The organism is Stenotrophomonas sp. S39 (assembly GCF_016624665.1).
In the GTDB taxonomy this organism is placed as follows: Bacteria; Pseudomonadota; Gammaproteobacteria; order Xanthomonadales; family Xanthomonadaceae; genus Stenotrophomonas.
The window spans coordinates 1-1241 of the sequence record NZ_JACVTT010000198.1 but is presented as its reverse complement, the minus strand read 5'-3'; the positions used below and the strand labels follow the sequence as shown (position 1 = coordinate 1241).

The following is a 1241-nucleotide window of genomic DNA, read 5'->3' as shown; positions in this document are numbered from 1 at the left end:
CCCTGGGGGTTTTCCCCCCCCCGGCCCCCCCCCCCCGCGGGGCTGGCCCCGCCGCTACCCGAGATGGCCCTGCGCGGTAGCGCCTGGCCATGCCCGGCGACCCGAAAACTGTGACTACCGTCTGTACACGATCTACCGGTGTCTCAAGTCCCATTCACACAAGCCGATACCGGACCCATGGATAGACTCAGCCTCATTGGACTCTTTCTCGCCCTGGCCTCGCTGGTCGGCGGCAGCATCCTGAAGGGCGCCGGCCTGGCTTCGCTGTGGTCGCCTGCCGCCTTCGTTATCGTCATCGTCGGCACCGTGGCATCGATCCTGCTGCACACCGCCCCGGCGGTGTTCAAGCACGCCTTCAAGATCGTGCGCTGGGTCGTGCGCCCGCCGCACAGCGACCGCCACGAACTGATCAAGCAGATCGTCGAGTGGAGCAACATCGCCCGCCGCCAGGGCCTGCTGGGCCTGGAGTCGCAGGTGGAAGCGCAGCGCGACCCGTTCCTGCGCAAGGGCCTGCAGCTGCTGGTCGATGGCGTGGAGCCCGAATCGATCCGGCACATGCTGGAAATCGAACTGAGCAGCCAGGAACACCAGGACCAGGCCGGCGCCAAGGTCTTCGAGGCCATGGGCATCTACGCCCCCACCCTGGGCATCATCGGTGCCGTGCTGGGCCTGATCGCGGTGATGAAGAACCTGGCCGACCCCAGCAAGCTGGGCCACGGCATCGCCGCCGCGTTCACCGCCACCATCTACGGCATCGCCTCGGCCAACCTGCTGTTCCTGCCCATCGCCGCCAAGCTGAAGGGCGTGATCGCGCACAACACCCGCGACCGCGAAATGGTCATCGAAGGCCTGATCTCGATCGCCCAGGGCGAAAACCCGCGCAACATCGAAACCAACCTCACCGGCTTCCTGCACTGACATGGCCCGCCGCAAGCACCACGAAGAGCACGCCAACCACGAGGCATGGGCCATTCCCTATGCCGACCTGATGACGTTGCTGCTCGCCTTCTTCGTGGTCATGTATGCCATTTCCTCGGTCAACGAGGGCAAGTACCGGATCATGGCCGACGCCCTGACCGATGCTTTCGGTGGCGCACCGCGCACCATCAATCCGGTGCAGGTGGGCAACAAGCAGGTGCAGGGCGGCGGCTGGGACAGCCCCTCGGTCATCAAGTCGGGCACCCGGATCGGCCCGTCCGCACCGGCATGCGCATCTGCGAGGCCATCGCCGGCAGCAGGGT

The 1241-nt window shown here is 66.3% G+C and carries 2 protein-coding genes; both read left to right on the top strand.

The window, feature by feature from the left end:
* Positions 1-177: 177 nt before the first annotated feature.
* On the top strand, positions 178-918 hold the full coding sequence (locus tag IAE41_RS22285) for a flagellar motor protein (RefSeq protein WP_079221803.1): 741 nt from the start codon (positions 178-180) through the stop codon (positions 916-918).
* Between the two features lies 1 nt (position 919).
* Positions 920-1241: flagellar motor protein MotB (locus tag IAE41_RS22280; protein WP_325167021.1), on the top strand; the 322-nt coding region annotated here is incomplete at its 3' end.